Annotated in this window: 20 protein-coding genes and 1 pseudogene; 10 read left to right on the forward strand and 11 right to left on the reverse strand. The window is 71.6% G+C overall.

What is annotated here, in order from left to right; translation table 11 throughout:
- Nucleotide 1: 1 nt before the first annotated feature.
- Both FDO69_RS20865 and FDO69_RS20870 read right to left on the reverse strand, forming a co-directional pair.
- Complete coding sequence (locus FDO69_RS20865; protein ID WP_104781385.1) at nt 2–1,249, reverse strand: polyamine ABC transporter substrate-binding protein; 1,248 nt, start codon at nt 1,247–1,249, stop codon at nt 2–4.
- Nucleotides 1,250–1,305: 56 nt separating this feature from the next.
- Complete coding sequence (locus FDO69_RS20870; RefSeq protein WP_104781386.1) at nt 1,306–2,841, reverse strand: gamma-aminobutyraldehyde dehydrogenase; 1,536 nt, start codon at nt 2,839–2,841, stop codon at nt 1,306–1,308.
- A 200-nt stretch (nt 2,842–3,041) separates the two neighbouring features.
- Between FDO69_RS20870 and FDO69_RS20875 the strand changes: the two genes are divergently transcribed.
- Nucleotides 3,042–3,617, forward strand: a complete 576-nt coding sequence (locus FDO69_RS20875) for an NADAR family protein (RefSeq protein WP_104781387.1) — start codon at nt 3,042–3,044, stop codon at nt 3,615–3,617.
- Between the two features lie 52 nt (nt 3,618–3,669).
- On the opposite strand, the gene FDO69_RS20880 is transcribed toward FDO69_RS20875, so the two are convergent.
- Together FDO69_RS20880 and FDO69_RS20885 are read right to left on the reverse strand one after the other, a co-directional pair.
- Nucleotides 3,670–4,146, reverse strand: a complete 477-nt coding sequence (locus tag FDO69_RS20880; RefSeq protein ID WP_104781388.1) for a DUF4190 domain-containing protein — start codon at nt 4,144–4,146, stop codon at nt 3,670–3,672.
- Between the two features lie 69 nt (nt 4,147–4,215).
- Nucleotides 4,216–4,881, reverse strand: a complete 666-nt coding sequence (locus FDO69_RS20885) for a DUF4190 domain-containing protein (protein ID WP_104781389.1) — start codon at nt 4,879–4,881, stop codon at nt 4,216–4,218.
- Nucleotides 4,882–5,120: 239 nt separating this feature from the next.
- On the opposite strand from FDO69_RS20885, the gene FDO69_RS20890 reads away from it, so the two are divergent.
- Together FDO69_RS20890 and FDO69_RS20895 are read left to right on the forward strand one after the other, a co-directional pair.
- Nucleotides 5,121–6,182: an adenosine deaminase gene (locus FDO69_RS20890; protein ID WP_104781390.1), complete on the forward strand. Its 1,062-nt coding sequence runs from the start codon at nt 5,121–5,123 to the stop codon at nt 6,180–6,182.
- A complete protein-coding gene (locus FDO69_RS20895; RefSeq protein WP_234388021.1) occupies nt 6,179–6,904 on the forward strand; it encodes a glycerophosphodiester phosphodiesterase in 726 nt (241 codons plus the stop codon). The genes FDO69_RS20890 and FDO69_RS20895 overlap by 4 nt, the downstream gene beginning before the upstream one ends.
- Here FDO69_RS20895 and FDO69_RS20900 read toward each other — a convergent pair.
- The 3 genes from FDO69_RS20900 to FDO69_RS20910 form a co-directional block, all read right to left on the reverse strand.
- The gene (locus FDO69_RS20900) at nt 6,849–8,513 is read right to left on the reverse strand and encodes an RNA polymerase sigma factor (protein ID WP_104781581.1); all 1,665 of its coding nucleotides are present in this window, start codon (nt 8,511–8,513) and stop codon (nt 6,849–6,851) included. The genes FDO69_RS20895 and FDO69_RS20900 overlap by 56 nt on opposite strands.
- Before the next feature lie 129 nt (nt 8,514–8,642).
- Nucleotides 8,643–9,167: a hypothetical protein gene (locus tag FDO69_RS20905; protein ID WP_104781392.1), complete on the reverse strand. Its 525-nt coding sequence runs from the start codon at nt 9,165–9,167 to the stop codon at nt 8,643–8,645.
- Between the two features lie 122 nt (nt 9,168–9,289).
- Nucleotides 9,290–10,729, reverse strand: a complete 1,440-nt coding sequence (locus FDO69_RS20910; RefSeq protein WP_104781393.1) for a gamma-aminobutyraldehyde dehydrogenase — start codon at nt 10,727–10,729, stop codon at nt 9,290–9,292.
- A 164-nt stretch (nt 10,730–10,893) separates the two neighbouring features.
- Between FDO69_RS20910 and FDO69_RS20915 the strand changes: the two genes are divergently transcribed.
- From FDO69_RS20915 to FDO69_RS20945, 7 genes are all read left to right on the forward strand, one after another.
- Nucleotides 10,894–11,433 (forward strand): Lrp/AsnC family transcriptional regulator, encoded by a 540-nt coding sequence (locus FDO69_RS20915; protein ID WP_104781394.1) that lies wholly within the window; start codon nt 10,894–10,896, stop codon nt 11,431–11,433.
- A 19-nt stretch (nt 11,434–11,452) separates the two neighbouring features.
- The gene (locus FDO69_RS20920) at nt 11,453–12,814 is read left to right on the forward strand and encodes an aspartate aminotransferase family protein (RefSeq protein ID WP_420878524.1); all 1,362 of its coding nucleotides are present in this window, start codon (nt 11,453–11,455) and stop codon (nt 12,812–12,814) included.
- Nucleotides 12,815–13,020: 206 nt separating this feature from the next.
- Entirely contained in the window at nt 13,021–13,770 is a 750-nt protein-coding gene (locus tag FDO69_RS20925; protein WP_104781396.1) for an ABC transporter ATP-binding protein, read from the forward strand.
- Entirely contained in the window at nt 13,752–15,401 is a 1,650-nt protein-coding gene (locus tag FDO69_RS20930) for a hypothetical protein (RefSeq protein ID WP_104781397.1), read from the forward strand. Before FDO69_RS20925 ends, FDO69_RS20930 begins: the two co-directional genes overlap by 19 nt.
- 115 nt (nt 15,402–15,516) lie before the next feature.
- On the forward strand, nt 15,517–15,924 hold the full coding sequence (locus FDO69_RS20935) for a VOC family protein (RefSeq protein ID WP_104781398.1): 408 nt from the start codon (nt 15,517–15,519) through the stop codon (nt 15,922–15,924).
- Between the two features lie 24 nt (nt 15,925–15,948).
- The gene (locus FDO69_RS20940; RefSeq protein WP_104781399.1) at nt 15,949–17,070 is read left to right on the forward strand and encodes an LOG family protein; all 1,122 of its coding nucleotides are present in this window, start codon (nt 15,949–15,951) and stop codon (nt 17,068–17,070) included.
- 146 nt (nt 17,071–17,216) lie between these two features.
- Nucleotides 17,217–17,906, forward strand: coding sequence for an LAETG motif-containing sortase-dependent surface protein (locus FDO69_RS20945; RefSeq protein ID WP_107502213.1), 690 nt, complete (start codon nt 17,217–17,219; stop codon nt 17,904–17,906).
- A gap of 62 nt (nt 17,907–17,968) precedes the next feature.
- Here FDO69_RS20945 and FDO69_RS20950 read toward each other — a convergent pair.
- The 4 genes and pseudogenes from FDO69_RS20950 to FDO69_RS20965 form a co-directional block, all read right to left on the reverse strand.
- A pseudogene (locus tag FDO69_RS20950) lies at nt 17,969–18,765 on the reverse strand (maleylpyruvate isomerase family mycothiol-dependent enzyme).
- 25 nt (nt 18,766–18,790) lie between these two features.
- Complete coding sequence (locus FDO69_RS20955; protein WP_104781400.1) at nt 18,791–19,810, reverse strand: ABC transporter ATP-binding protein; 1,020 nt, start codon at nt 19,808–19,810, stop codon at nt 18,791–18,793.
- The gene (locus FDO69_RS20960) at nt 19,810–21,474 is read right to left on the reverse strand and encodes an ABC transporter permease (protein WP_104781401.1); all 1,665 of its coding nucleotides are present in this window, start codon (nt 21,472–21,474) and stop codon (nt 19,810–19,812) included. Before FDO69_RS20960 ends, FDO69_RS20955 begins: the two co-directional genes overlap by 1 nt.
- Nucleotides 21,450–22,487: a thiamine ABC transporter substrate-binding protein gene (locus FDO69_RS20965; protein WP_167526652.1), complete on the reverse strand. Its 1,038-nt coding sequence runs from the start codon at nt 22,485–22,487 to the stop codon at nt 21,450–21,452. The genes FDO69_RS20960 and FDO69_RS20965 overlap by 25 nt, the downstream gene beginning before the upstream one ends.
- Between the last annotated feature and the right edge of the window lie 261 nt (nt 22,488–22,748).

Genomic DNA, 22,748 nt, shown 5'->3' on the forward strand with positions numbered 1-22,748 from the left:
GTCACGCCCCCGTCAGCTTCGCGAACTTCGCTTCGAACTCGGTCTCTTCCTTCGAGCTCAGCGAGCGGAAGGCATGGGACTTGGCGGCCATGGCCTTGTCGGGAATGATCAACGGGTTGTTCGCCGCGTCCTCGTCGATCTTCTCCAGCTCGGCCTTCACGCCGTCGACCGGGCACACGTAGTTGATGTACGCGGCGAGTTCGGCGGCCGGCTTCGGCTCGTAGTAGAAGTCGATGAGCCGCTCGGCGTTGGTCTTGTGCCGGGCCTTGTCGGGGATCAGCAGGTTGTCGGTCGACGTCACGTAGCCGCTGTCCGGGATGAGGAAGTCGATGTCGGGGCTGTCCGCCTTGAGCTGGACGACGTCACCGGCCCAGGCGACGCAGGCCGCGAAGTCGCCGCTGGTCAGGTCCGAGGTGTAGTCGTTGCCGGTGAAGCGGCGGATCTGGCCCTTGTCGACGGCCTTCTGCAGGCGGGCGATGGCCGCGTCGTAGTCGTCTGCGGTGAAGTCGGCCGGGTCCTTGCCCATGTCGAGCAGCGTCATGCCGATGCTGTCGCGCATCTCCGACAGGAAACCGACCCGGCCCTTGAGCTTGGGGTTGTCCAGCAGGTCGGATATCGACTTCACCTCGACGCCGTCGAGAGCCTTCTTGTTGTACGCGATGACGGTGGAGATGCCCTGCCAGACGTACGAGTAGGCGCGGCCCGGGTCCCAGTCGGGGCTGCGGAACTGGGCCGACAGGTTGGCGTAGGCATGGGGAAGGTTGCTCGGGTCGAGCTTCTGCACCCAACCGAGGCGGATCAGCCGGGCGGCCAGCCAGTCGGTGAGGACGATCAGGTCGCGGCCGGTGTCCTGGCCCGCGGCGAGCTGCGGCTTGATCTTGCCGAAGAACTCGTTGTTGTCGTTGATGTCCTCGGTGTACTTGACCTTGATGCCGGTCCTCTTGGCGAACTGGTCCAGGGTCGGGTGGCGTTTGCCGCTGTCGTCGACGTCCATGTACTCGGTCCAGTTGGAGAAGTTCACCGTCTTCTCCTCGGCCGAGTGGTCCTCGGCCGGGACGCCGCCCTTCGACTGGCCGGCCGCCGGGATGCCGCAGGCGCTCAGCGCCCCCAGTCCGCCGGCCGCGAGTGCCCCGCCCGCGGAGGCGCGCAGCAGGGACCGCCGGGTGAGAGCGGCCCTGCCGTTCTTGAAACTGCGCCGCAGGGCGGCCACTTGGGCCGCGGACAGGCGGTCGGGCTCGTACTGCTCCATGCGCGTGGTGCCCTTTCGGAGGGTGGACGGCCGTTGGTAAGGCGGCCTGCATACGGCTATCGATCCCCGAACACGGTGCGGTGCCAGTCCTTCGCGGCCACCGCGGTGTTGTCGAACATGACGTGCTTGATCTGGGTGTACTCCTCGAACGAGTAGGCGGACATGTCCTTGCCGTAGCCGGAGGACTTGTAGCCGCCGTGCGGCATCTCGCTGATGATCGGGATGTGGTCGTTGATCCAGACGCAGCCGGCCTTGATCTCGCGCGTGGCCCGGTTCGCCCGGTACACGTCCCGGCTCCAGGCGGAGGCGGCCAGCCCGTACGGGGTGTCGTTGGCGAGCGCGAGGCCCTCGTCGTCGGTGTCGAACGGCAGCACGACCAGGACCGGGCCGAAGATCTCCGACTGAACGACCTCGCTGTCCTGGGCCGCGTCGGCGATCAGGGTGGGCCGGTAGTAGGCGCCCTTGGCGAGCTCCCCCTCGGGCGCCTCGCCGCCGGTGACCACGCGCGCGTAGGCCCGCGCCCGGTCGACGAATCCGGCGACCCGGTCGCGCTGCACGTGTGAGATCAGCGGGCCGAGGTCGGTGCCTGCGGCGAAGGGGTCGCCGAGCCGGACCGTCTCCATGAGCGCAGCGGTCCGCTCCACGAAGGCCTCGTACAGCGGCCGCTGCACGTACGCGCGCGTGGCGGCCGTGCAGTCCTGCCCGGTGTTGATGAGGGAGCCCGCGACCGCGCCGTGGGCGGCGGCCTCCAGGTCGGCGTCGTCGAAGACCACGAAGGGCGCCTTGCCGCCGAGCTCCAGATGGAGGCGCTTGACGGTGGCGGTGGCGACCTCGGCGACGCGCTTGCCGACGGCGGTGGAGCCGGTGAAGGAGGTCATGGACACGTCGGGGTGGCCGACGAGGTGCTCTCCGGCCTCCCTGCCGGTGCCGGTGACGATGTTGATCACACCGTCCGGGATCCCGGCGTCGGTGGCCGCCTGGGCGAAGAGCAGCGAGGTCAGCGGGGTGAGCTCGGCGGGCTTCAGAACGATGGTGTTGCCCGCGGCGATCGCCGGGAGGATCTTCCAGGCGGCCATCTGGAGGGGGTAGTTCCAGGGCGCGATCGACCCGACGACGCCGATGGGCTCGCGCCGGATGTACGAGGTGTGCTCGCCGGAGTACTCACCGGCGGACTGGCCCTGCAGATGCCGTGCGGCACCGGCGAAGAAGGCGGCGTTGTCGATGGTCCCGGGGACGTCGAACTCTCGCGTCAGCTTCAGCGGCTTGCCGCACTGGAGCGACTCGGCCCGGGCGAAGTCCTCGGCCCGGTCGGCCAGGACCGCCGCGAACCGGTGCAGGGCGTCGGACCGCTCGCCGGGGGTGGTCCCCGCCCAGCCGGGGAAGGCCGCGCGGGCGGCGGCGACGGCCCGGTCGACGTCGGCCGTACCCGCCAGCTCGTAGGTGAGGACCTCCTCGCCCGACGCCGGGTCGACGACCGCGTGCGTGCGGCCGGAGGTGCCGCTGGTCAGACGGCCCGCGATGTACTGCGCGCCCTCCGCGAAGCGCTCCTCGGCCGGAAATCGGTCCGGGGTGGCAATGCCCGGGTTGTGCATGTCGCTCTCCTCCGTGTCCCCTGGTGGGGGCCGGCGTGGCTCAGGCTCGATTTGAGTGCCGATCCTGACAGAGGTATGCCACTCCAACAAGTGATTCCGTTGTTGATTTTTGGTTACGCGACGGAATCTGTCGACCAGGTGTCGAGTCCACCGCGAAAAGGCAGGACGCTGTGTCAGTGGCGCGTGCCAGACTCGCCTGCATGGAGAAGATCACGGGGGCGGTCGGCTCGCAGGAGGCCCTGATCAGGGCGGTCCGCGAGGGGGCCAGGATCAGGTATCTGCACTTCTGGGGGCACCGGCCGCGGCCGGACGGCCGGATCGGGGCGAGCTGTCTGAGCCAGTGGTGGCCGGCGCCGTTCACGGTGGACGGCGTGGCCTACGCGACGGCCGAGCACTGGATGATGGCCGCCAAGGCCCGGCTCTTCGAGGACGCGGCGGCGGAGCGAGCCGTGCTGGCCGCGGCGCATCCCGCCGAGGCGAAGAAGGCCGGGCGGCTGGTACGCGGGTTCGACGAGGCGGTCTGGGCGCGGGAGCGGTTCAGAATCGTCGTGGAGGGCAGCGTCCACAAGTTCGGTGCGCATCCCGAGCTTCTGGGGTATCTGCTGGGCACGGGCGACCGGGTGCTGGTGGAGGCGAGCCCCGTGGACCGGGTGTGGGGCATCGGGCTGGCCGCGGACGACGAGGCGGCGGTCGATCCGCAGCGGTGGCGGGGGCCCAATCTGCTGGGGTTCGCGCTGATGGAGGCGCGGGAGCGGCTGCGGGCGGAGAGCGTATGAGCAAGGGGCCGGTCCTCGGGACCGGCCCCCTGGTGAACTGCGGGAGCTCCGTTCAGGAAGCCGCGCCGAGCCCGCCCATGATGCTGGCGAACAGCAGGAAGCCCAGCAGCGGCAGGATCACGGTGGCGATGATGCCGCAGACCAGGCCCGCGGTCGCCGCGCCCTTGTTGGTGGCCTCGCCGCGGGTGGCCCTGCCGCGGCCGATGGCGCCGAAGATGATCGCGAGAATGCCCAGGATCACGCCGAAGAACCACATGATGAACGTCACGCTGCACACCACGCCGATGATGCCCAGCACCAGTCCCGTGGTCCCCATGCCGTTGCTCGGCTGCGCGGGCATCCCGTAGCCGGGCGCCTGCGGGTAGCCCACGGGCGGCGCGGCCGGGTAGCCGGGGCCGCCCTGGGGGTAGCCGTAGCCCGGGGCGGCGGGCGGCTGCTGCGGATAGCCGTAGCCGGGGGTGCCGGGCGGCTGCTGCGGGGGCTGGGCCGGCGGGCCGAAACCACCGGGGGGTGGATTGGTGTTGGACATGGACGTTCTCCCCTCCGTTGTCAGACCAGGGCATCGTAGTGGCCAAGTCGGCCGCGCAGAGCCTGAGTTTCAGCGGTGGGACGGGGCGGTGGCCACCGGACCGAGGGTGCCGTAGGAGGAGTCGTCGTCGTAGCTGTCACTGTTGATCGCGGCCGTGATACCGACGGCGATCAGGACGATCACGGTGATGCCGAGGATGATCCCGATGATGCCCATGATCAGACCGGCCTGGGCCTGACCGTGGTTGGTGGCCACCCCGGCCTCGGCGCGCTTGCGGCCCTTGATGCCGAAGACGATGGCGAGGATGCCGGTGACCAGCGAGACCACGCCGTAGAGGCAGAAGAGGGTGCAGGAGACGATGCCGAGCACCATCGCGGCGATGCCCAGGCCGTTCTGGGGGGCCGGGGGCATTCCGGGCCAGCCGTAGCCGGACTGGGTGTATCCGGGCTGGGTGTATCCGGACTGCGGGTAGCCGGGGTAGCCGTAGCCGCCGGGCGCTCCGGGGCCGGTGGGGGCCACGGGCGGGGGCGGGACGGCACCGGCACCGGCACCGGCACCGGACGGGTCGTACTGCGGCGTGCCGGTGGGCGGGGTGAAGCCCGGCATGGAGGTGACCGTGGCCTGGTCGTGGACGGACGGCGGCCGCGGCGTCTGGTTCTTGTCGAGCGAGGGCGTGCTCTCCGGCGGCGCCCACGGGTCGTGGCTGCCTCCGTCGGGCTGCGTCGCGTCCGTCATCGTGCGGTCCCCCCTGGGTCGATCGTGTGGTCATGCTACGGGGCGGTTCGGTGCGTGCCACAGTGCGGGTGGGCGGGGATCGCTCGCGCCCACCCGGCGCAGCCGCACCCAGGCAGAGCCCCGCGCCCCCGAAAGAAGGGCACGGGACCGCGGCATACGATGAAGCCGAGTCATCGATCAGCCGATCACCCGCGCCCGCCCGCCCTGCGCCGGCCGGAGCGCCGTTCCGGGGAGGAACCTTGACCCAGCATCTCGTCGACCCCCGCGCCTCGCGCGACCTCACGGCGTTCATCGCGGAACTGCCCAAGGCCGAACTGCACGTGCACCACGTGGGATCCGCCTCCCCCCGGATCGTCTCCGAACTGGCCGCGCGCCACCCCGACTCGAAGGTGCCGACCGATCCCGAGGCCTTGGTCGACTACTTCACGTTCACCGACTTCGCGCACTTCATCGACGTGTACCTGTCGGTCGTCGACCTGATCCGCACCCCGGAGGACGTCCGGCTGCTGACCTACGAGGTGGCCCGGGACCTGGCGCGGCAGCAGGTGCGGTACGCCGAGCTGACCATCACCCCCTTCTCGTCCACCCGGCGCGGCATCGACGAGCGCGCCTTCATGGACGCGATCGAGGACGCCCGCAAGGCAGCCGAGTCCGAGTTCGGGACCCTACTGCGCTGGTGCTTCGACATCCCCGGCGAGGCGGGCCTGGAGGGCGCCGAGGAGACGACCCGGCTCGCCACCGACGACCGGCTGCGCCCGGAGGGCCTGGTCTCCTTCGGTCTCGGCGGACCCGAGGTGGGTGTGGAACGGCCGCAGTTCAAGCCGTACTTCGACCGGGCGATCGCCGCCGGGCTGCACTCCGTACCGCACGCCGGTGAGACGACCGGCCCGCAGACGGTGTGGGACGCGCTGACCCACCTGCGGGCCGAGCGCATCGGGCACGGCACCAGCTCCGCGCAGGACCCGAAGCTGCTCGCGCACCTCGCCGAGCACCGGATCCCGCTGGAGGTGTGCCCGACCTCGAACATCGCCACGCGCGCGGTGCGCACCCTCGACGAGCACCCGATCAAGGAGTTCGTGCGCGCCGGGGTCGTCGTCACCGTCAACTCCGACGACCCGCCGATGTTCGGCACCGACCTCGACAACGAGTACGCGGTCGCCGCCCGGCTGCTGGAGCTCGACGAGCGGGGTCTGGCCGAGCTGGCGAAGAACGCCGTCGAGGCGTCCTTCCTGGACGCGGCGGGCAAGGCCCGGATCGCCGGCGAGATCGACACGTACACCGCGCAGTGGCTCGGCCGGTGACGCCCGCCCCGGTCGCCGTGGGCCACCGGGGCGATCCCTACCGCGTCCGTGAGAACACCGTCGCGTCGCTGCGTTCCGCGCTGCGCCGGGGCGCGGACGCGGTGGAGATCGACGTACGGCTCACCCGGGACGGTGTGCCGGTGCTGCTGCACGACGCGACGCTGAAACGGCTCTGGGAGCACGAACGGCCCCTGCGCGCCCTGTCGTCCGAGGAGGTGCGCGGGCTGACCGGCGGCGGGGTGCCGACCCTGGCCGAGGCTCTGCCCGCGACCGACGGGCACCGGGTGATGATCGACCTGCCCGGGTCGCCCGATGTGCGGGCGGTGCGCCGGATCACGGGCGTCGTGGCGGAGGCCGGGGCGGCGGAGCGCGTCTACTACTGCGCGGGCGCCGACGCCATGCTCGCCGTGCGCGCGGCGGATCCGGCCGCCGAGATCGCCCTCACGTGGACGACGCTGGCCCCGCCCCGGCCGGTGCTGCTGGAGGCGATCCGCCCGCGCTGGCTCAACTACCGTTTCTCCCTGGTGGACCGCCCCCTCGCCGAGCGCGTGCACCGCGACGGCCACCTGCTGTCCGTCTGGACCCCCGACACCCGCCGCTCCATGCGCCGGCTGCTTCAGGCGGGCGTGGACTCGATCACGACGAACCGTGTCGACGTGCTGTGCGCTACACGCGCGAGCGCTGCGGCACCGTCGCCGGATCGGCCGGGGTCGCGCGCGTGAGGTACTGCGGCACCGGTGCGCGGTCCGTGCCGGTGTCGCGGACGAGCCCGTAGCGGATGGCGCCCTGGGGCGGGCCCTGGTCGATGTCCTCGACCACCGCGTCCCGGTTCGTCGGGAAGACGATGAGGCCGTAGTCGCAGCCGCGCTCGTTCTGGGTGAGGGTGACGGTGCCGTCGAGGTAGAAGTACTCGTTCTGCCACATCTGCTGGGTGCCGGGCGAAAGGACGGCGTAGCCGATGGCGGGGCCGCCCATGCCGGTGGCGTAGCCGTTCGGGGCGCCGGGCAGCGGGTCGTCCATCCGCCGTGAGCCGCCGGACGCCACGTGGAACAGCCTGCCCTTCAGGCCGGTCCAGGACGGCATGACCAGCGCGCCGGGCCGGGACCCGGGCGAGATCTGCCAGCGGACCAGGACGTAGCCCCGGCCGGTGAGGGTCACGTGGTCGCCGCGGTGCTGCATGACGGCCTTCGGGCCGCCGGTGCTGGTGACGCCGGACTCGGGGCGGCGCGGCAGGGCGGCGGGCCGGGCGTTCGGGTCGGGGGCGCGGTCGACGGCGTCGACGACCGTGCCGTACGGGTCGGTCTTCTTCGTCGCCGACGGCGAGGACTTGGGGGCGGGGGCGGGGGCGGGCGGGGCGGAGGTTCGCGGCGGTGCGGAGGTCCGCGGCCCTGCGGAGCCGGCCGTGGCCGTCGGGGTGACCGCGGCCCGGGGCGGCGGGGCGTCCGGCGGCTGGGTGACGACGTAGGCGCCGCCCGCGACGATCGTCGCGCCCGCCGTCATCGCGACGGCCGGCTTGGTGAGCGCGCCGAGCAGCTTGGCGGACCAGCCGGCCGAGGTGGCGGCCGCCGCGGTCTTGCCGCCGAGGGCGAGCGACAGGGTGAAGCCGACGGGCAGCGGGACGAGGGCGATACCGGCCAGGAGGCGTTCGGCCGGGACGACGGTCTCGCGGGTACCGCCGCAGTAGCCGCAGCCGCGCAGATGCCGGGCCAGCCGCTTGCGCCACACCGAGTCGGGCCGGCCGTTCCACCGGCCGGTCACCTCCCGCAGGCCGGGGCAGGCGCCGTCCAGGGCGCGGACGATGCCGCGCGAGGTCTCCAGACGCTCCTTCATCCGCTGGACGCGCACGGCGGCGTGCTGCCGGGTGATGCCCACGGCGGCGGCCAGTTCGCGCCGGGTCAGTTCGCCCGCGACCTCCAGCCACCACAGGGACAGCAGCTGCCGGTCCTCGTCGTCGAGCCACCGCACCGCCTCGGCGACCTCGCGCCGCTGCCCCTCCAGCTGGAGTCGCAGCACGGTCAGGTCGGCGAAGTCGGAGGCCACCGCCTCCTCCAGCCGGTCCGGGGTCCTGCGCCGGGCCCGGTCGCGGATCTGCCGCATGGCGATCGCCACCAGCCAGGACCGGAAGCTGTCCGGGTCGCGCAGTGAGCCGAGGTTTCCGACTGCGCGCAGCATGGTCTCCTGCACGACGTCGTCGACGTCGGCGTGCCCGTTCAGGGCCCGGCCCACGATGTTGTAGACCAGCGGCAGCCAGCCCTCGACCAGCTCGTCCAGGGCCCGCCGGTCGCCGGCCTGTGCCGCCGTGATGACGGCCCGCCAGTGCTGACCGTCCACGGTGGCCTCTTCACGCCTGGTGTCACTGATGTTCCGCACACACCCTCTCAGCCGGTCCCGGGGTCCTCGCCATGTCGGGGGTCACATGCGGGGAGACGACGTGAAGGTTCTCGGGATAACAGTTTTTCCTCAGACGCCCGGCACGGGCACGGCCACCGGCGCGGTCAGCGCCTCCAGCCGCTTGATCCGCTGCCGTACGACGTACAGCGGGATCACGCCGAACACGCCGAAGGCCATGTCGATCACCGACCACCAGAAGGGGATGCCGCGGATCGGCCCGCAGATCAGGGCGAGCGGGACGATGCCCGCGCAGGCGATCATCCCGAACTCGACCACCCAGATGTTGCGGACCGGGTCGCGGTAGGGCCCGTAGAAGGCGACCGCGATGACCAGGTGCGCGAAGGCCAGCCAGTCCGTGCCGTAGAGGAGGAAGGGGTATTCGGCGTCGGCCTCGTCGAGACCGGCCCGCACCCGCCCGATCCAGTCCGTCAGCCCCGGCAGGTGGTCGCCTACGGACAGCGCCCGCAGCAATTCCTCGGTCCACCGCAGTTCGTGGACCAGGGGGAAGGCGGTGGCGCCGCTGAGCACCAGACACACCACGAAGAAGACCAGCCACGCACGGATGCCCTTCAGCAGGGCGGCTCTCTCGCTCATGCGGCGCACTCTACGCCTACAATTGAACACGTTCAAAAAGGGGTGGCGCTTCGTCGCCCCGCACGCGAACGGCCCCGGACGGAGAGGAACCGTCCGAGGCCGTTCAGCAGTGCGGGAAGTGACTACGCGTCCAGCGACGTCATCACGTGCTTGATCCGCGTGTAGTCGTCGAAGCCGTAACCCGAGAGGTCCTTGCCGTAGCCGGACTTCTTGAAGCCGCCGTGCGGCATCTCCGCCACCAGCGGGATGTGCGTGTTGATCCACACGCAGCCGAAGTCGAGCTTCTTGGACATCCGCATGGCACGGCCGTGGTCCTTGGTCCACACGGAGGAGGCCAGCGCGTACTCCACGCCGTTGGCCCACTCCACGGCCTGCTCCTCGTCGGAGAAGGACTGCACGGTGATGACCGGGCCGAAGACCTCCTGCTGGATGATCTCGTCGGTCTGCTTCAGGCCCGAGACGACGGTCGGCGCGTAGAAGTAGCCCTTGTCGCCGACCCGCTTGCCGCCGGCCTCCACGCGCGCGTGCGCGGGCAGCCGGTCGATGAAGCCCTCGACCTGCTTGAGCTGGTTGGGGTTGTTGAGCGGGCCGAACAGCACGTCCTCGTCGTCCGGCTGGCCGGTCTTCGTCTCGGAGGCGGCCTTGGCCAGCGCGGAGACGAACTCGTCGTGGATGGACTCGTGCACGAGCACGCGGGTCGCGGCCGTACAGTCCTGGCCGGCGTTGAAGTAGCCCGCGACGGAGATGTCCTCGACGGCCTTGGCGATGTCGGTGTCCTCGAAGACCACGACCGGGGCCTTGCCGCCCAGCTCCAAGTGGACGCGCTTGACGTCCTTGGCGGCGGACTCGGCGACCTGGATGCCGGCGCGCACCGAGCCGGTGATGGAGGCCATCGCCGGGGTGTCGTGCTCGACCATCAGGCGGCCGGTCTCGCGGTCGCCGCAGATGACGTTGAAGACGCCCTTGGGGACGATCGAGCCGATGATCTCGGCCATGAGGACCGTCGAGGCCGGAGTCGTGTCCGACGGCTTCAGGACGACGGTGTTGCCCGCCGCGATCGCCGGGGCGAACTTCCACACCGCCATCATCATGGGGTAGTTCCACGGCGCGACCTGCGCGCAGACGCCGACCGGCTCCCGGCGCACGATGGAGGTCAGGCCCTCCATGTACTCACCGGCCGAGCGGCCCTCGAGCATCCGCGCCGCGCCCGCGAAGAAGCGGATCTGGTCGACCATCGGCGGGATCTCCTCGGAGCGGGTCAGCCCGATGGGCTTGCCCGTGTTCTCCACCTCGGCCGCGATCAGCTCCTCGGCGCGCTCCTCGAAGGCGTCCGCGATCTTCAGCAGGGCCTTCTGGCGCTCGGCGGGCGTGGTGTCGCGCCAGCCGGGAAAGGCCTCGGCGGCCGCCGCCATCGCCGCGTCCACGTCCGCCTGCCCGGACAGCGGAGCGGTCGCGTACGCCTCACCCGTCGCGGGATTGACCACCTCGGTGGTCCGTCCGTCGGCGGCGTCCCGGAACTCACCGCCGATGTAGTTGCGCAGACGACGAAGCTCGGTGCTCACTGCCGGCCCTCCAGTTCGGATGTCCAGTACTTGAGACACCCACCCTAGTCGGCCGACCCACGTTTTCAACACCCCCGCTCCCTTCGATCGTGCGGAATCCGCAGGAGTCGTGGACTCAAACAACGGATTTCATCGATCCAGGCTTGCGGAAGTGTCGAGACCTCGTGCACAGTGACCTCGTGGCCAGTCGAAGCGCAGACCAGAAGGGCTCGCGGGAGCACCGCGAGTCCTCCCGCGAGTCCAGGAACGGCAGCTCGCCGCAGCTGGACCCCGTCTCCCTCGCCATCATCGAGCAGCTCCAGGAGGACGGCCGCCGGCCGTACGCCGCCATCGGCAAGGCCGTGGGCCTGTCGGAGGCGGCCGTGCGCCAGCGCGTCCAGAAGCTGCTCGACCAGGGGGTGATGCAGATCGTCGCCGTCACGGACCCGCTCACCGTGGGCTTCCGCAGACAGGCGATGGTCGGCGTCAACGTGGAGGGCGACGTGGAGTCGGTCGCGGACGCGCTGTCGGCCATGTCCGAATGCGAGTACGTGGTGATGACCGCAGGCTCCTTCGACCTGATGGTGGAGATCGTCTGCGAGGACGACGACCACCTTCTGGAGGTCATCAACAAACGCATACGGGCCGTGCCCGGAGTGCGCTCCACCGAGAGCTTCGTCTACCTCAAGCTCAAGAAGCAGACCTACATGTGGGGAACCCGATAACCGTGAGGACCCGATAGCCGTGAGCAAGGACCTCTCCCAGTCCGCGTACGACCACCTGTGGATGCACTTCACGCGCATGTCGTCGTACGAGAAGGCCCCCGTCCCCACCATCGTCCGGGGCGAGGGCACCTACATCTACGACGACAAGGGCAAGCGCTACCTGGACGGCCTCGCCGGCCTCTTCGTGGTGCAGGCCGGGCACGGCCGGGTCGAGCTCGCCGAGACCGCCTTCAAGCAGGCGCAGGAGCTCGCGTTCTTCCCGGTGTGGTCCTACGCCCACCCCAAGGCCGTCGAGCTGGCCGAGCGCCTCGCCGGGCACGCGCCGGGCGATCTGAACAAGGTCTTCTTCACCACCGGCGGCGGTGAGGCGGTGGAGACCGCCTGGAAGCTCGCCAAGCAGTACTTCAAGCTGGTCGGCAAGCCCACCAAGCACAAGGTGATCTCCCGCGCGGTGGCCTACCACGGCACCCCGCAGGGCGCCCTGTCCATCACCGGCCTGCCGGCCCTCAAGGCCCCCTTCGAGCCGCTGGTGCCGGGCGCGCACAAGGTCCCGAACACCAACATCTACCGGGCCCCGATCCACGGCGACGACCCCGAGGCCTACGGCCGCTGGGCCGCCGACCAGATCGAGCAGCAGATCCTCTTCGAGGGCCCGGACACCGTCGCGGCGGTCTTCCTGGAGCCGGTGCAGAACGCGGGCGGCTGCTTCCCACCCCCGCCCGGCTACTTCCAGCGGGTCCGCGAGATCTGCGACCGGCACGACGTGCTGCTCGTCTCGGACGAGGTCATCTGCGCGTTCGGCCGCCTGGGCACGTACTTCGCCTGCGACAAGTTCGACTACGTGCCGGACATGATCACCTGCGCCAAGGGCATGACCTCGGGCTACTCCCCGATCGGCGCGTGCATCATCTCCGACCGCCTGGCCGAGCCGTTCTACAAGGAGGACAACGTCTTCCTGCACGGCTACACCTTCGGCGGCCACCCGGTCTCCGCGGCCGTGGGCCTGGCCAACCTCGACCTGTTCGAGCGCGAGAACCTCAACCAGCACGTCCTGGACAACGAGGGCAACTTCCGCGCCACCCTGGAGAAGCTCCACGACCTGCCGATCGTCGGCGACGTCCGCGGCAACGGCTTCTTCTACGGCATCGAGCTGGTGAAGGACAAGAACACCAAGGAGTCCTTCGACGAGGAGGAGACCGAGCGCGTCCTGTACGGCTTCCTCTCCAAGGCGCTGTACGACAACGGCCTGTACTGCCGCGCCGACGACCGCGGCGACCCGGTCGTCCAGCTCGCCCCGCCGCTGATCTCCGACCAGTCGACGTTCGACGAGATCGAGCAGATCCTGCGCGCCACCCTCACGGAGGCGTGGACGAAGCTCTGACGCCCGTCGCTCCGATCGTCTGCCTGGATGGTCAACACCGGCCCCGGTGCCGCCCGTTCGAGTGAGAAACGGCGGCCCGGGGCCGCGTGCTGTCCGGCGTCCCGCCGCCTTCTGCCTAGCGTGCCCAGTGACCGATCGGCCCCGCCTTCGTTCCCCCGCACGGGGGATGGCACGGGAACTACGGATCTGAACCGAGGTGTACGCGCATGGAGGCCCCGCCGGACAACGACGTGCTCTGGGCACGCGCCCTGCACTTCCAGCACGACGACGGCTCGCCCGCGCTCTGCGGCGTCTCGCTCGGCGTGCGCGAGGGCGAGATCCTCGCCCTGAGCGGCCCGCGCGGCAGCGGCAAGACGACCCTGCTGCGGTGCCTGTCCGGCCTGGTCCCCGTCCGGCGCGGCGAGGTCTGGTTCAACAGCGTGCCCGTGCACACCATGGGCCCCCTCACCCGCGAGCGGCTGCGCCGCGACCGCTTCGGCTGGATCGACCCGGCCCCCTCCCTCGTCCCGGAGCTCAACGCCTGGGAGAACACCGCCCTGCCGCTGATGCTGCGCGGCACCAGCCGGCGCCGCGCCAAGAAGGCGGCCCTGGAGTGGCTGGAGCGGCTGGACATCGGCGAGAGCGCCCGCAAACGCCCGCACCAGCTGGTGCAGGCCGAGCGGCAGCGGGTCTGCATCGCCCGCGCGCTGGCCCCCGCGCCCTCGGTGCTGTTCGCCGACGAGCCCACGGCGCCCCTGCACCGCGCCGACCGCGCCCAGGTGCTGCGCACCCTCACCACCGCGGCCCGCTCCCACCGCATCACCGTAGTCCTGGCCACCCACGACGCGGATACCGCGGCCCTCGCCGACCGCACGGTGTCCCTGCTCGACGGGCGGCGTGTGCAGACGGTGCACCTGCCGCCGGTCGCCGAGACCAACGAGCCGGAAGGCCGGGCCGCGTGCTCGCTCTCCGTCTGACCCGCGCCGCCCACCCCGCCGTCCAGCTGCGCCGTCTCCTGGTCGCGGCCGCCTCGGCGGGCACGGGCTTCCTGCTGCTCTGCGCCCTCGGCTACGCGCTGGGCCACCCCGGCGCCCCCGGTTCCGCCGCGCTGCGGCTGGCCTGGTGCGCGGCCCCGCTGGCCGCCACGGTGTACTTCGCGGTCGCGGTCGCCCGTACCGACCCCGCCACCAAGCCCCGCGCCTCTCTCTCGGCGATCGGCCTCGGCCCGGTGCGCATGATGGCCGTCTCGGCGACGACGACGGCCCTGTCCTGCACGCTCGGCTCGATGCTGGCCCTGCTCGTCTTCCTGCACCTGCGGGGCGACCTGACGGGCCTGCCCTTCGACGGCGCCGCCGCCGAGTCGCTCGCCGCGGGCCTGCCCCTGCCGCTGCCGGCCGCCCTGACCCTGCTGTCGCTCGTGCCCGTCGGCGCGTCGGTGGCGGTGGCACTGGTGCTGCGGCCGCGCGAGGCGGGGCCCACCGGGCCCCGGTCGGCCCGGGCGTACGGCCGCTTCGGCGCGTACCGGCGCACCCCCACCCGCGAGACCTTCGGGGCGTACGGCCGGTTCGGCCGGCAGATCGTCCGGCCCACGGTCGGCACAGCAGCCGCCGAGCCCGCCGCGAAGAGCGGCCCGCCGGCGGCCCGGACGAGCGGGTCGGCCTCGGCGGCGGTCGCGGGTCCCGGAGGGACGGTGAGCGCGGTCGCGGACCGTCCGGCCCGGGTGCCGGGCCACACGCTCGTCGGACCGGCCGAGCCGGCCACCCCGGAGACGGACGCCGGGGATCCGGCCCGGCTCCCCGCGGCCCCGCACCCGGCCCCACCGGAGGCAGCGGCCGCGAGCGCCCCGGCCGGCGATCCCGCCCAGTGGCTCAGCCCCCGCGCGGCGGAGCCGGACGCGGCAGGCGCCATCAGCCCCGCCGGGGCCCTGGCGAGGCATCCGGGCCCACCTGCCGCGGCCCACGGCGCGCCCGCCGACTTCCCCGCCCCCGACGCGGCCCTGCCGGACACCATCGCCGCCCCCTCCAATCTCCCCTGGGGCATCACCGTGCTGGCCGCGGGCCTGGCCGTGGAGAGCTACACGAGCCGGACCGCCCCCACGCCCCCCGACCTGTCCTTCTCCGGTGCCTCCCCCGGCGTGATGGCGGGCTGGGCGCTGGCCGTCGTCGGCCTGGCCCTGGCCGGTCCTGGCCTGACGCACCTGTGCGGACGGCTGCTCCAGTCGGCCCGTCCCGGCGCCCGGCGGCTCCTGGCCGGCCGCATCCTCATGGCGGAGTGCGTCCGCATCGGGCGCCCCCTGGGCGTCGTCTGCGCGGTCCTGTCCGCCGCGTGGGCCATGGCGCTGCTGCACGCCCCGGACGGACTCGCGCTCGGTCCGCTCACCACCCTCGGCGTGCTCCTCGTGACCGGCTGCACCACGGCGACGCTCCTGACGGCCGCCGTCGAGGCCCGTCAGGCCCGCGCCGGCACCACCGCCGCGCTGCTGCGGCTCGGTGCCCCCGCCAGGATGCTGCGCAGCGCCGCCGCCCTGCGCGCGGGCGCCCTGCTCGCCCTGTTCGGTCCCCTCACCCTGACGGTCGCGGAGCTGGCGGCGCTGCCCCTGGCGCGTTGAGCCCGCCACCCTCGCCGGAAAACCGTACGAAGAAAATCTCCGCACGGCGATGAGTTCCGGACCGGCCCCCGGTCTATCCCGCGTAACGACACGGACGTGATGGGAGAGACCTCGCATGTACCAGCAGATGATCTTCGTGAACCTGTGCACCGGCGACCTCGGCGCCTCGAAGAAGTTCTTCACGGAGCTGGGCTTCACGATCAACGAGCAGTTCAGCGACGACACGACCGCCTCGGTCGTGATCAGCGACACCATCGTGGTCATGGCGCACACCAAGGAGAAGTACCTCCAGTTCACCAAGAAGGAGATCGCGGACTCGACGAAGACGAGCGAGGTGCTGATCGCGCTGAGCGCCGAGAGCCGCGAGAAGGTCGACGAGCTGGTCGAGAAGGCGGTCGCGGCGGGCGGTTCCGTCTCGGGCGAGACCCAGGACCACGGCTTCATGTACGGCCGCGCCTTCGACGACGTGGACGGCCACACCTTCGAGGTCGTGTGGATGGACCCGGCGGCCGTCCAGGGCTGACGGCGGCTGTGCCAGCATGGGCGCGTGCAGACGATGCCCGCCCATGCGGCCCACCACGACGACCGTGAGATAGAGAGCCTCGAGGAGTTCGACGCGACCGTCTCGGCGCGCGGCACCCTCGCCGGATACCGCGTCCAGGCCGTCGATCTGACGGACCGTACGCGCGAACTGCTCACCCACGACACGGCGGGCGCGGTCTTCCTCGGCTGCGCGATGCGCGAGGACGCGGCCGCCAAGGTCCGCGGCGACGGCGCCCTGGTCTTCCCTCCGGTCCCGGGCCTGCCGTTCGACCCGTACCGCGGCCTGGTCTACTCGCCGGACGAACTCTTCGCGTCGCTGGCCGACGGCTACGAGGCCACGCCCGACGCCCTCGCCTACGCCTGGTTCCAGCGCACGAAGGCGGACCGCGACATCCACGCGTCCATGCTGCGCTCGATCCACGACGACTCCGTGTCGGACGCGCTCGACGAACTCCTGTCCGGCGCCCGGGTCGTGGGTGTGATGGGCGGTCACGCGATGGCCCGCGGCACCGAGGAGTACGCGGGCGCCGCACGGCTCGGCCGGGAGCTGGCCCGGGCCGGCTTCACGATCGCGACCGGCGGCGGCCCGGGTGCGATGGAGGCGGCGAACCTCGGCGCCTACGCCGCCCCCTTCGACGACACGATGCTCACCGAGTCGCTGGAACTGCTCGGCAAGGCGCCGCACTTCACCCCGTCGATCACCCAGTGGGCCGCGGCCGCCTTCGAGATACGCACCCGCTGGCCCCAGGGCGGCCGTTCGGTCGGCATCCCGACCTGGTTCTACGGCCACGAGCCGCCGAACGCCTTCGCCTCCCACATCGCCAAGTACTTCGCCAACGCCACCCGCGAGGACGGCCTGCTGGCCCGGTCGAACGCGGGTGTGGTGTTCCTGCCGGGCGCCGCCGGGACCGTCCAGGAGATTTTCGACAACGCGACGCCCAACTACTACGAGTCGCGCGGCGAACCCACGCCGATGGTGCTGGTGAACCGCGTGCACTGGACGGAGCGGCTGCCCGCGTGGCCGCTGCTCCGGTCACTGGCCGGGGGGCGCTCCATGGAGGCGCGGATCGCGCTGGTGGAGCGGATCGAGGAGGCGCCCGAGGCGTTGAAACGTCTCGGTAGTTAATAAGAAGGCAAAGCAAGTGCTTGCAGGCTGCATATGCGTTGACACTACTTATGCGGCGCTTATAGACCTGTGAGCCTCACGGTAGTGCTGATGCCCAGTCAACACTGCCCCAGCCCCCCGCATCAGCAATCCTGTAAAGGACAAACGTGGCAGTTCTGTCCGTATCCCACCGCGCACGTGCCGTGCGCATCCTCGGTGTCGTCTCCGCCTCGGCCGCGCTCGCGCTCGGCACCGCCGGCAACGCGCTCGCCTGCAACATCAGCGAGTTCTCCGCCGAGGCGAAGTGCGACGGCGACAAGGGCGTCATCACGGTCACCGACGTGGACCCCGCCGGCATCCCGGCGACGGTCACCGTGTACCTGCAGAACAACGGCGCCGATGCGAAGAAGGTCGGCGAGCAGGTCGTCAAGGGCTCGCGCGAAGGCACCACCATCACCTTCGCCGACGACTGGAAGGCGAACGCCGAGTACCGCATCCACGTCAAGGCGTCTTCGTACGTCGACGAGGACATCAAGCCGAACCTCGTCACCCCGGCCACGGCCTGCAAGAAGGAGGAGGAGCCCCCGGCTTCGACTCCCCCGGCGACTCCGACCCCGTCGGCGTCCCCGTCCAAGCCCGCCGAGGAGAGCCAGAGCCCGGCTCCGGAGCCGTCGGAGAGCCAGAGCAGCTCGCCTGCGGGCAACGCGCCCGCCCCGGCCGGTGACTCCAACCTCGCCGAGACCGGCGCCAACTCCAACACCGGCCTCATCGCCGGCATCGCGGCGGCCCTGGTCGTCATCGGTGGCGGTGCGGTGTTCTTCGGCATGCGCCGCCGCGGAGCGAACAGCGACAGCTGAGGCCCGCGCAGACCGTGACGTGGCCCGTCCCCCGACCCGGGGGGGGCGGGCCACGTCCCGTCTCACCCGAACGTCGCCCGCTCCAGCCAGAACTCCAGCAGGTCCCGCTCGCCCAGCACCTCCAACTCGGCCGCGTCGAGCGGAAGCCGGCGGTAGAACGCCAGCAGGACGGAGGTGAGCGGCCCGCGCAGGGCCACGTCCGCCTTCCGGTGACCCCGATGCCAGGCGACGCCGTCCTCGGTGAGTTCCACGAGCCACTCGGCGTTCAGCTCCGGCTCCGTGTCGGTGGCGTGGAGGTGGATGCCGCGGCCGGCGCCGCGCAGTTCTTTCGCCGGGTGCTGCGGCACCGTCCGCTGCACGTACGCCACGATCTGCAGCCACTCGTCGATCGCGTCGGCGGCCACCTCGGGCGCGACCTCGTAGGGCAGCCCGGCGGCCAGCGTGGCGTCCGCCCGGTGCACGGTGATCTCGTGTGTCACCCGCCGGGCCCAGAACCCGGCGTCGCGGATCCCCGCCCACCCCCACACCTCCGCACCGGGGCCCGCCTCCCGCAGTGTGGCGACGACCTGCTTCCCCGCCTCCGCCAGCCAGGCGTCCAGCGCGACGGCATCCCCTCGCGCCTCGGGCCCGGCCGCACCCGGTACCCGCTCCTCCGGCACTTCCTCCTCGGCCCGGATGCGCACCATGAGCTCCACCCAGCGCAGAGCGCCTCCAGGTGCCGTACGAGGTCCTCCAGCGACCACTCCGGGCAGGTCGGCACCGTGGCGGACAGGTCGGCTCCGGAGGTGACAACAGACCTCAACAGGCTTATTTGATGGGTGATTTCGTCGCAGTAGCTCTCGTGTGTGAGGGGCGTCATGCCCCGCACCCTAGGGCGGGGACGATCAGTCGAGCACCACGATTTCGGCCGCGTCGAACTCCACGCCGACCTCGTCCCCCACCCCGGGTGCCGCCCGCAGCGCGCACGCCGCCTCCAGGCGCGGGGCGTCCTGCGGCTGGAGGTGGAGGGCGACATGGGTGCCCTTGAAGGTGCGTGCGGTCACCGTGCAGCGCAGCCCCGTGTCGGCGGGTACCAGGCGCACCCCGGCGGGCCGCACCAGCAGGGTGCGGCTTCCCTGCGGGGCTTTCTCCGGGACCGGCACCTTGCCCCAGGGCGTGTCCGCCGCCTCCGACCCGACCGTCGCCTCGACCACGTTCTCGAAACCGAGGAAGCGGGCGACGAAGGCGTCGGCGGGCCGCTGCCACACTTCGAGGGGCGTACCGGACTGGGCGATCCGCCCGTCCCGCATCACCACGACCCGGTCGGCCAGCGCGAAGGCCTCCCCCTGGTCGTGCGTCACGGCGAGCACGGTCGTGCCCAACCGGCCGAACAATTCCTTCAGTTCGACGACCAGCCGTTCCCGCAGCGACCGGTCGAGCTGTCCCAGCGGCTCGTCCAGCATCAGCAGCCGGGGGTTCGGGGCGAGGGCCCGGGCCAGCGCCACCCGCTGCTGCTCCCCGCCGGACAGCGCGGCGACGGCCCGGCGGCCCGCGCCCGGCAGCCCCACGAGGTCCAGCAACTCCTGCACCCGCTCGACCTGTTGCCGCTTCGGCTCGCCGCGCATCCGCAGCCCGAACGCCACGTTTTCGGCCACGTCCCGCTGCGGGAACAGCTGGTGGTCCTGGAACATCAGCCCGACGCCCCGCCGGTGCGCGGGCACGCCCGCCTGGTTCCGGCCGTCGAGCACCACCCGCCCTGCGTCGAGGGGCTGCAGCCCGGCCACCGCCCGCAGCAGGGTCGACTTGCCGCTGCCGCTGGGCCCGAGCACACACACGATCTCGTGCTCGGCGACCTCCAGGTCGACGGCGTCCAGCACGGCACGCCCCCCGAAGCGGACCGTCGCGCCCTGCAGGGCCAGCAGCATCAGAACTCCCCCGTCCGGTCCGTACGGAGCCTCTCCAGCACCAGCAGGGCCACCGCGCACACCACCATCAGAATCGTCGAAAGGGCCATCGCCTGGCCGTAGTTGAGGTCGCCGGGCCGCCCGAGCAGCCGCGCCACGGCCACCGGCAGCGTCGGCCGGTCGGGCCGTGCGATGAACACCGTCGCCCCGAACTCCCCGAGCGACACGGCGAAGGCGAACCCGGCCGCGATCAGCAGCGCCCGCCGCACCATCGGCAGGTCGACCTCCCGCCACACCCGCCAGGGCGAGGCCCCGAGCACCGAGGCCGCCTCCCGCAGCCGTACGTCCACCGCGCGCAGCACGGGCAGCATGGTCCGCACCACGAACGGCACCCCGACGAGCGCCTGCGCGAGCGGCACCAGGATCCAGGAGGACCTGAGGTCCAGCGGCGGCTCGTCGAGGGAGATCAGGAACCCGAAGCCGACCGTCACCGCGGACACCCCGAGCGGCAGCATCAGCAGGGCGTCGAAGCCGCGCACGAACCGCCCGGCGTCCCGGCGGGTGAGCGCGACCGCGGCGAGAGCGCCGATCACCACCGCGATGAGCGTGGCGGCGACGGCGTACGACAGGGAGTTGCCGATCGCCTCGATCGGCGGGACCAGGAACACTCCCCCGTCCTCGCGGGTCAGCGCCCGGTAGTAGCCGAAGCCGGGCGCGCCCAGGGAGCGCTGCACCAGCACGGCCAGCGGCAGCACGAGCAGCACGGCGACGGTGACGAGCACCCCGCCGAGCAGCGCCCACTCCCCCGCGCCGCGCGGCCGCCGCGCGGTCAGGGAGGCGTCCACCAGCCGCAGCGCCGTCTCCCGCCGCCGCACGGTCCAGGCGTGCAGGGCGAGGATCGCGCCCACCGCGACGAACTGGACGAGGGTCAGCACGGCCGCCGTGGACAGGTCGAAGATCTCCGAGGTCTGCCGGTAGATCTCCACCTCCAGGGTGGAGAAGGTGGGCCCGCCGAGGATCTGGACGACACCGAAGGAGGTGAAGGTGAACAGGAAGACCATCAGCGCGGCGGCGGCCACGGCCGGGGCGAGCGCGGGCAGCGTGATCTGCCGCCAGGCCTTCAGGGGCGACGCCCCGAGCATGCGCGCGGCCTCTTCCTGCCGCGGGTCCAGCTGCGCCCAGAGCCCGCCGACCGTCCGGACGACGACCGCGTAGTTGAAGAAGACGTGCGCGAGCAGGATGGCCCACACGGTGGTGTCCAGCCGTACGCCCCACAGCTCGTCGAGCAGCCCGCCCCGCCCGACGAGCGCCAGGAACGCCGTACCGACGACGACCGTCGGCAGCACGAACGGGACGGTCACGACCGCCCGCAGGACCTGTTTGCCGGGGAAGTCGAAGCGCGCGAAGACGTACGCGCCGGGGAGGGCGACGAGCAGCGTGAGCGCGGTGGAGACCACCGCCTGCCAGGTGGTGAACCACAGGACGTGCCGGACGTCGGACTGCGCCAGCACCTCCCCGATCCGCCCGAGGTGCCAGGCCCCGTCGCTCTTGAGGCCGCGCGCGACGATCGCGGCGACGGGGTAGGCGAAGAAGACCGCGAAGAACGCGACGGGCACGGCCAGCAGACCGAACCGCGCCGCCGCGCCCCGCCGCCGGGCGGCTACTTCAGTACGAGTGAGGTCCACGACTTGACCCACTGGTCACGGTGGTCGGCGATCTTCGCCGGGTCCATGGTCTCCGGGTCCTTCGCCTGCGGCCCGTACTTCACGAACTCCGGCGGAACCTGGGCGCCCTCGGTCACCGGGTACACGAACATGTTGAGCGGCATGTCCTCCTGGAACCTCTTGCTGATGAGGAAGTCGAGGAGCGCCTTGCCGCCCTTGGTGTTCTTGGCGTTGCCGAGCAGCCCCGCGTACTCGACCTGCCGGAAGCAGGTGTCCTCGGCGACGCCGGTCGGGGCGGTGCTCGGCTTGGGGTCGGCGTAGACGACCTCGGCGGGCGGCGAGGAGGCGTACGACACGACGAGCGGCCGGTCGCCCTTGGCCTTCTTGCCGCCGGCCGACCCCGAGAATTCCTCGTTGTAGGCCTGCTCCCAGCCGTCGACGACCTTGACGCCGTTGGCCTTGAGCTTCTTCCAGTAGCCCTCCCAGCCCCCGTCGCCGTACGCGGCGGCGGTGCCGAGCAGGAAGCCGAGGCCGGGCGAGGAGGCGGAGGCGTTCTCGGTCACGAGCAGGTTGTTGTACTGCGGCTTGACGAGATCGTCGAAGCTCCGCGGCGGCTGCAGCTTGTGGTCGGCGAAGTACTTCTTGTCGTAGTTGACGCAGATGTCGCCGGTGTCGATGGGCGTGACCCGGTGCTTGTCCTGGTCGACCCGGTACGCGGCCTTGATCCGCCCGGACCCCTTCGCCTCGTACGACTGGAACAGGCCGTTGTCGAGGGCGCGGGACAGCAGGGTGTTGTCGACGCCGAAGAAGACGTCGCCCTGGGGGTTGTCCTTGGTGAGGATGGCCTTGTTCACGGCCTGCCCGGCGTCGCCGTCCTTCAGGACGTTCACCTTGTAGCCGGACTGCTTCTCGAAGGCCGCGATGACGTCCTTGGACGCGGCCCACGAGTCGTGGCTGACGAGCGTCACGGTCTTGGAGTCGCCGGACCCCTGGCCGCCGTCGGACGACCCGCACGCGGCGAGCGTGCCGGCCATGCCGAGCCCGACGACGACGGCCGTCAGTCGCTTCTTGTTGTTGCTCACTGGATTCCTCCTGGGGTGACCAGGAGAAGACGCGGCCCTGCCCGGGACTTCTGGGAGTCCCGGGCAGGGCGCAACAGCTCGAGTGGTGACCGATCTCCCTACCCAGAATGACCTGGGCGAGGTTCGGAGGGTCTGCGGCCGTGTGCCGCACTCTCAGCGCTGTGGCGCTCCCCTGTCGGAATATGCAGGTGTGGATGTGAAGGTGCCGTTTAT

The organism is Streptomyces tibetensis (assembly GCF_007655005.1).
Classification (GTDB): domain Bacteria; phylum Actinomycetota; class Actinomycetes; order Streptomycetales; family Streptomycetaceae; genus Streptomyces; species Streptomyces tibetensis.